Here is a 6,972-nt window from a genome sequence, read left to right as displayed (position 1 = left end):
ACTGTTCGAGCGGTTACGGACTTACCTGAAGCACACGCCCTTCGCGCGCATGAGTCCGAGCAACCTGAGGCTCAAGCTCATCAAAGTAGGCGCGGTCATCATCCGCAATACGCGTCGAATCCGCGTACTCATGAGTGACAGCTACCCCTATAAAACGGCGCTATCCGATCTCGTCAGGCGGTTGGTGCCGAACTGACTGCTCGGGCTCCCCCGGCCCGACGCAATGGGGGGAAGGGGGAGGTGTGTCTGAACGACGAAAAGTGGTTAAAAAGTAGCCGATGTAAGTCGAGCCAATAGGTGTTTAGCGGTGTTAGAGCCTGAGTGCGGTACTGGCTGAGGTACTATGAGAAATCCAGGCTAGATGCGTCAATCTATGGCACACACTATGCGGCGCACCAAATCGTCTCTGATATATCGACGCACGAAAAACTTAAGGGCTGTACAACTGTTCCTAGGTCTCCCGAAGTTGGAAAGCCACAACCGGTGAGGTAAACAGTGCCTAATGTGATAATCGGAAAGATAAAAATCTGACGTGAACGGTTTTATGAAAAAATAAACATCAGTCCGCTTTTTCCAAGTCGTTTATGAGCTGTTTCATTTCCTCAATTTCGCGACGCTGTGCAGCAATGATTTCATCTGCCAGCTCACGGACACGCGGATCTGAAATTTTCGCTCGCTCACTGGTCAGGATCGCGATTGAATGATGGGGAATCATTGCTTTCATGTAATCGGTGTCATCTACGGTAACCTGGCTACGGACGATCCATAATGCAGCAATGAAAAGCACAGCACTGCCTGCATAGATGGCGATGTTTATCTTTTTTTTCTGATACATATTGAGCATAAAGCTCAACATCACTACCGCCATCACAGCCCCCATGACAAGAGCCATCCATGCTCTAGTTTCGCTCCAGAAAACATGGTCAAAAGCGTACGTGTTCAGATACATCAACCCATACATAATGATTGTCGATGTAGCGACCATTGCGACGAAACGCCAGTAAGACATTTTCATAGATTTTTTCTTTAAAATCAATATAATAATGAAATTATCGCATGATGCCTACGTACTCGTATTTTGCGATTTTGAGCGGCATGGGAGTACTGATACACCGGTTCAGCTCAGCTCGTTTCAATAGGCAGACCTGCTGCGTTCCAAGCCGCCCATGACCCTGGCGTGTTCGCCACGTCGGAGAAGCCAGCTCGCTTCAGAAGGCTGGCGGCAATCGAGGCTCGATAGCCTGATCCGCAGTAAGTGGCGATGGTCTTGTTCGGATCTAATTTATCTAGTTGCTCGGCAAGATGGACGACGTAAATATGCTTTGCGCCCGGTACTCGTCCATTGGCAACCTCATTGGGACTACGCACATCAAGCACCTGAACATCGGGCTCTTCACGCCGAGCGTTCAGCTCGTGGACGGTCCACTCCTGCAACCTGCTCAGGGGTAGTGCCGCATTCTGCCAATCCGTTATACCATTGTGCAGGTAGCCACGAATGTCATCCAGGCCGATGCGGTAGAGCTGGGTAATGGCTTGATGGACATCTTCTGTCGACTCGCCCACCAGCAAAATTGGGCGGGAGTCATAGAGCATCCATCCCGCCCAACTGACAAACTCGTTACGTAACGCGATGTTGATAGCCCCTGGCACATGGCCACCGCCAAATGCCAGTATTGAGCGAATGTCTACGACCTGCATGTTGGCGTTGCCAGCAAGTGATTGAAAGTCATCAGGCGACAGCGGCGGGGCCAGCGATAGGCTTTCCCACTGTTCGATGGCACCGACGTTCAGCTTCTTCAAGCGCGCATAGTGTCGTGGCGGTTCCGGCATATCGGCAAGCAGCGTGTCAATAAACGCCTCTTCGCTACTCTTTTCCTGCAGTACAGAATTAAAAAGCCGTTCGTTGCCAAGCGTAGATTGATGCCTGTCACCTATCGACTTACCGCCCGCCGAACCGGCCCCATGAAAGGAATATATTTCTATCCGATCGCCCAGCGGCAGATAACGATCAAAGAGAGTGTGAAATAGCTCACTGGCCAGCTTTCGTTCACTGCCCTCTCCAAGCAAATCAGGGCGCCCAACATCCAGGTTGAACAACGTGTCGCCAGTGAATAATGCGATGGGGTCACTGCCTTGCTGCGTATCGAACAGCTGAAGAGAAATGTGTTCAGGCGTATGGCCCGGCGAATGCATGATCTGCAGCCTTACCTGGCCGAGTTCCAATACCTCACCATCGCTGACATGGCGAAGGTCGAACCGGTATTCATCGGAGCGGCCACCAATAACCTGCGCACCAGTGCGGTTCGCCAGTGATTGAGCACCGGATACAAACTCTGCATGAATGTGCGTTTCGATGACATAGGCAATTCGCAGGCCTTGCTCTTTTGCCATCTGCAAGTAGATATCAATATCTCGACGAGGGTCGATTACCGCGGCCACTGCCGCCTTGCTGTCACCAACCAGATAGGAAACCTGTGCTAGGCCACTTGTAAAAAAAGACTCGAAAATAAGCATCGCTACCTCCTTTAAAAGATGGGGGGTGTCATTGCCCAATCGTCCAATATTTTTACGTAAAACGCGTGTGCTTCCTCGTTGTCAACTAACATTTAAGATAGAACGATTTGGCCACTGCAACCACAGTGAAACGTAATCGACGTTAATCTCACAAAAAACGTTAGTCTGTTCGGTGGATCACTGAACGGCACCTGAATACTTGGCGGGGACTGAGATATTGAGGAAGCCTCGGTGCTTTACTTTTTGCACCTGAAAGAGTTTTTGTTGGAGACCGTTCGTTAAACCTGCATTAAGTTACTTACTTGAAGATGATTCGTGCACCCATCGACAAACCTGCCTGGCACCAATACAGTTTTATGCCGGAATGGCAGTCAGTGAAGGAACAGTTGGATGGGCAGGCGGAGGTGATTTTGGTTGGGGTTTGAGGTGCAAGCATTGAAAAATAGGAGTTTCTCCTCATTCCTTCGCCAAAAGTTGTTCTAGATAGCTCAGTCTTTGGTGGGAAAAGCTGGGTTTATGAGTAATCGTTGCTAAGTCACGAGCCGTGCCAACGATATGCACCTCCGACTCAGCGCGTGTAATCGCGGTATAAAGCCATGCTCTATCCACTATTCTCCCAGGCCTAAGGGCAATAATCACACGCGGAAATTGCGATCCTTGTGCTTTGTGAAGTGTAATGCAATAGCCGAGCTCCATTGATTCCTGGATAGCCTGAGTTAACACAATCTCGCTGCCGACATCCAATCGCACCACGCCGAAATATTTTCCTGTAGCCTCGGACTCGGACGAAATTAAAGTACCCAATGACCCATTCTGGATACCTGAGTCGTAATTATTCTCCGTAAATAACACAGAGTCGCCACAGCGAATTTCGCGGAAAAAACGGTCACCTTGCAGCTCAAATTCCATACGCTGTCCGCTTGAATTCACCGCTGCCTGTACGCGCTGATTAATATCAGCTACGAGCGCTTTAGTTGCGCCGACGATGCGGCTACCGTCTGGAGCCTCTGCAAACAGCGCAGTACATTGTTCGGCAATGTTGTTTTGGGGTGTCTCGTGAAAAAAGACTGCACCCATAGACAGCTGCTTAGGAACGATACCCTCGTTAATCATTTGCGAATATTCAGGGATGCCCGTCGACTCCACTTGGCGTTTCACAATATCTAACGTTGTGTTAGCAATCAGGCCCGATGCAACAATATCTGAAAGAACTTTACCGCAACCAATTGGTGGTAACTGATCAGGATCACCCGTGAAAATGATCCGAATATCAGGGCTGAGGTGAGTGACTAGACGATACATGGTGGGTAAATCGACCATGCTGGCTTCATCTATTACGAGCAGGTGCAGAGGTTGAGCACTAGTGGGCTCAACAGGTGCTTGCCGTAGCAGCCCGGCAATAGTCCTTGTTTGGAAACCAATCGACTCCTGCAGGCGCATCGCTGCCCGGCCTGATAGGGCAACGGCGTGTATCTCGTAGCCGAGAGCTTTGAAGGCACTAAGCGTTGTGCGGAGCACAGTGGTCTTCCCCGTTCCTGCACCGCCTGTGATGCAACTAACAGCATTATCCAGAGAGATCGCAATGGCCTGAACTTGACGCTGCGTCAATTCATAAGGCATCTCGGCTAATGAGGTTCTGCAGGCTTGGTCGGCATCCTGGTCATATAAATCGATTTGAGCAGCTAACTTTCTTAGTCGCTTTGCTACAACTGACTCCATCAAGAACTGCGCCGTTGGATGGTAGGTATCAGCTTCCTGGTTCAGCACGAACTGGGCCTTTTGATGACCGACTTCAAAAGCCCGAGACGCAAGCTTTGAAGTGCCAAGCGCCTTACTGACATACGGGCGAATTCGGCTTTGAGTCGTGTAGGTATGGCCTTTTTCGACGTCCTTCCTTATCGCCATCTCAACAGCAGCAATCAGACGTCTAGGGTCTTCATCTGTGATAGTGAAGTTGAGAGAGTCCACTTCCTGGAAGGACATGCCGAAACCCATAAGCACATAGGGATTCTCTTGGATTATTTCAATGGAACGCTCGTGATGAAATTTTAAAAGCCGTTGCTGAACTGGCGCCGGTATGGCGTGCTCGGACATCCAATTACAGGCAGAGAGGTTTGCATACTTGGCATATCCTTCAAACAGTGCATTGACAGAATCAGGGCTCAGTAGCTTCAGTAATTTATTTCGAGACTCTGGTGTATCCTTGCTCACGGTCATATGAAAGTGTTCGCCCAATGCATGCCAGAGCAAGCGGGCTTTCTGCTCTCCGATGCCCTTAAAGTCTTCTTCATTAGCGATAAATTGAATCAACTGCTCGCCGTCTTGCGGCAAGGTACAAGCAAGCTGTTTTGGCGCATCATAGGTGTGGCGTCTGAACGAATAAGCACCATTCTGCAGAGTGTCGATCACGTACGACCCAGTAACCTTCCAATGCTGACCTATTGACGGTGCGACAGGGAGAGCTGACAAATCGGATTTGATCGTAATGACGTATTTTACGCTACTGACTAACGGAGAGGAGTTGCGAACTGGGACACCGCTGAAAATGACATATCTATCCGTTGCATATGGAATGCTAGTAACTCGCAAGAAATCAGTATCAAATGGGCAGAGCGTATTCATCAGCGCGGCATCACCCCCATTTCGGCTAACGTCTCGGATAGCTCGCCAAAGCGGGCTAGGCGGCGCTCTAGCTCTCTAATTCGGGCTTTGAGTTCTATATTCTCCTGCTCAAGTCGGGCGGAACGATGATCATTGCGCGTTAGACGTGTTGCCGAAATATTGTATTCCCGAGACTGATCGGTTGGTGTATGGGCGGCCTCTACTACTGGTGGAAGGATACTCCGATTCCGTAATTCCGATTCAAGAGCATCGATTTCAGCACGCAAACCAGGATTCTGAGTTAGCGCACTTTTACCACAACCAATTGCCTTAGCAATTTCCACGCGCTTCAACCGACCGAGGTGGATAATTTGTAGAAAATCTTCGTCAGTCTGAGTGGCTCGCCAAGTTCGAAACTGCTCAAGATTGTGTTTTGCTAATTGCTGACCACTAGCCATTGTTCATCTCTTCAGGGCGTTTCTTGATTAGGGTACGTAAATCCAAGTTTGGTATTTCTCTAGCGTTAGATAAAATGCGTTCGATCAACCTCAGTTGCTCATTGTTTTTGCGTTCAAAAATGACTATCTCTGCTTTTAGGTTTTCAATTTGCCGAGCAAGGCTTGCACTCTCCACAGTGACTTCTTCGGGCATTGACGAGGGAACACCGCGTAGCTGATTTTTCTTATCTTTATAAGCGTGTAAGATACCCGTATAGGTGCAGAGTGTCTGGCGAGTAACCCTTATCCCCAGTTCCAGCTCGGCTCGCTCAACCAATGTCGCCCAGGTAAGCTTCCCTTTCCACTTATGAATGAGAACTTCAATTTTGCGTTGTTCCTGAGAGCTTATTTTTGGCAAGGCCATTGAATTTATTCCTCTGACAAACCAAAGTTGGATAGCAAATTATTCAAATCGCTATTCTCAGCACCAAGATCGACGTGACTGGTTTCAGTGGACTGAAGGCTTTTCAATCCACTATTTGAATCAGGCAACGCAAACCTTATTGTTTCTACTTTTTTGGTACTCAGATCCGTCACTTTGAACTCACTAATCCTTTGGGAAAAACGAATGATAGAACCAACAGGGTACTCTTTCATAAGCAGGATCAAAGATTTAAGTACTTCTGTATTACGGTGGTGTATCACAACCCAGTCTTGCATTGCTTTTGAAACTTTGACTCTAGAATCATTGCTCACCTGATCCAGCCGAGCCTTTTGGTAAACAAAGTCTTTTTCAAAAAGATCAATCGCTTTTTGATCTCCTGCAATATGACAAGCGGAAGAACACATAAAGCACTGACTAACAAAATCGTTTAAATATTCACAAGGGGAAACATTTAGCTCTTGAATACATACGCCAGTTGATGTCACGGAAGCAGGCAGGTTAGTAGTCTCTGTCAAGTCCTTACTTGTGATTATACGGATATCTGAGTCTTTGTCATTTGAGAAATTGAGCACAGAGCTTATTCGCTCAGACTCCTCATGCTCAGTAGTATGAATATATTCAAATGTTTGATTAACATCTTTTCTTCCAGACCATGCGGTAATTATTTCAATAGGAATATCGCTGAGATGAGCCATTGTATTGGCAAAGTGTCTAAACTGATGCGGCCTAATTCTCATTTCTTGCCCATACCCGTGTTGCTCGAACAAATTAGGACGTGTTGTTTTCTCTGAAACACGACTATTAAGACGATTTAACAGATGACTCGAAATACTTGCAGGCGAATTCAATGCGAAAAATGACTTACTATATACCTGAATCCGTGAGACCGGCCCCCAGGAATGCTTCTAACCTACTGAACTGCATGGCAATATAGCGAATATCGCCATTCACCCAGACAGTGCCATGCCCAACGTC

General features: G+C 48.0%; 7 protein-coding genes. 1 reads left to right on the top strand and 6 read right to left on the bottom strand.

Annotation, left to right across the window (positions count from 1 at the left end; genetic code table 11):
* On the top strand, positions 1–196 hold a 196-nt coding region (locus CXF87_RS11270; protein WP_198556061.1), incomplete at its 5' end, for a transposase.
* 363 nt (positions 197–559) lie between these two features.
* Here the strand turns inward: CXF87_RS11270 and CXF87_RS11265 are convergent.
* From CXF87_RS11265 to CXF87_RS11240, 6 genes are all read right to left on the bottom strand, one after another.
* Entirely contained in the window at positions 560–1,015 is a 456-nt protein-coding gene (locus CXF87_RS11265; protein ID WP_022522170.1) for a DUF305 domain-containing protein, read from the bottom strand.
* A 107-nt stretch (positions 1,016–1,122) separates the two neighbouring features.
* The gene (locus CXF87_RS11260) at positions 1,123–2,514 is read right to left on the bottom strand and encodes an MBL fold metallo-hydrolase (RefSeq protein ID WP_101146693.1); all 1,392 of its coding nucleotides are present in this window, start codon (positions 2,512–2,514) and stop codon (positions 1,123–1,125) included.
* Positions 2,515–2,970: 456 nt separating this feature from the next.
* A complete protein-coding gene (locus tag CXF87_RS11255) occupies positions 2,971–4,923 on the bottom strand; it encodes an AAA family ATPase (protein WP_198556060.1) in 1,953 nt (650 codons plus the stop codon).
* Between the two features lie 212 nt (positions 4,924–5,135).
* Complete coding sequence (locus tag CXF87_RS11250) at positions 5,136–5,573, bottom strand: VPA1267 family protein (protein ID WP_022522143.1); 438 nt, start codon at positions 5,571–5,573, stop codon at positions 5,136–5,138.
* A complete protein-coding gene (locus CXF87_RS11245) occupies positions 5,566–5,976 on the bottom strand; it encodes a hypothetical protein (protein ID WP_022522142.1) in 411 nt (136 codons plus the stop codon). The genes CXF87_RS11250 and CXF87_RS11245 overlap by 8 nt, the downstream gene beginning before the upstream one ends.
* A 5-nt stretch (positions 5,977–5,981) precedes the next feature.
* Positions 5,982–6,734 (bottom strand): hypothetical protein, encoded by a 753-nt coding sequence (locus tag CXF87_RS11240; RefSeq protein ID WP_101146691.1) that lies wholly within the window; start codon positions 6,732–6,734, stop codon positions 5,982–5,984.
* Positions 6,735–6,972: the final 238 nt, after the last annotated feature.

It is taken from the genome of Halomonas sp. MES3-P3E (assembly GCF_002836035.1).
In the GTDB taxonomy this organism is placed as follows: domain Bacteria; phylum Pseudomonadota; class Gammaproteobacteria; order Pseudomonadales; family Halomonadaceae; genus Vreelandella; species Vreelandella arctica.
This window is presented reverse-complemented; position numbering and strand designations above follow the sequence as displayed.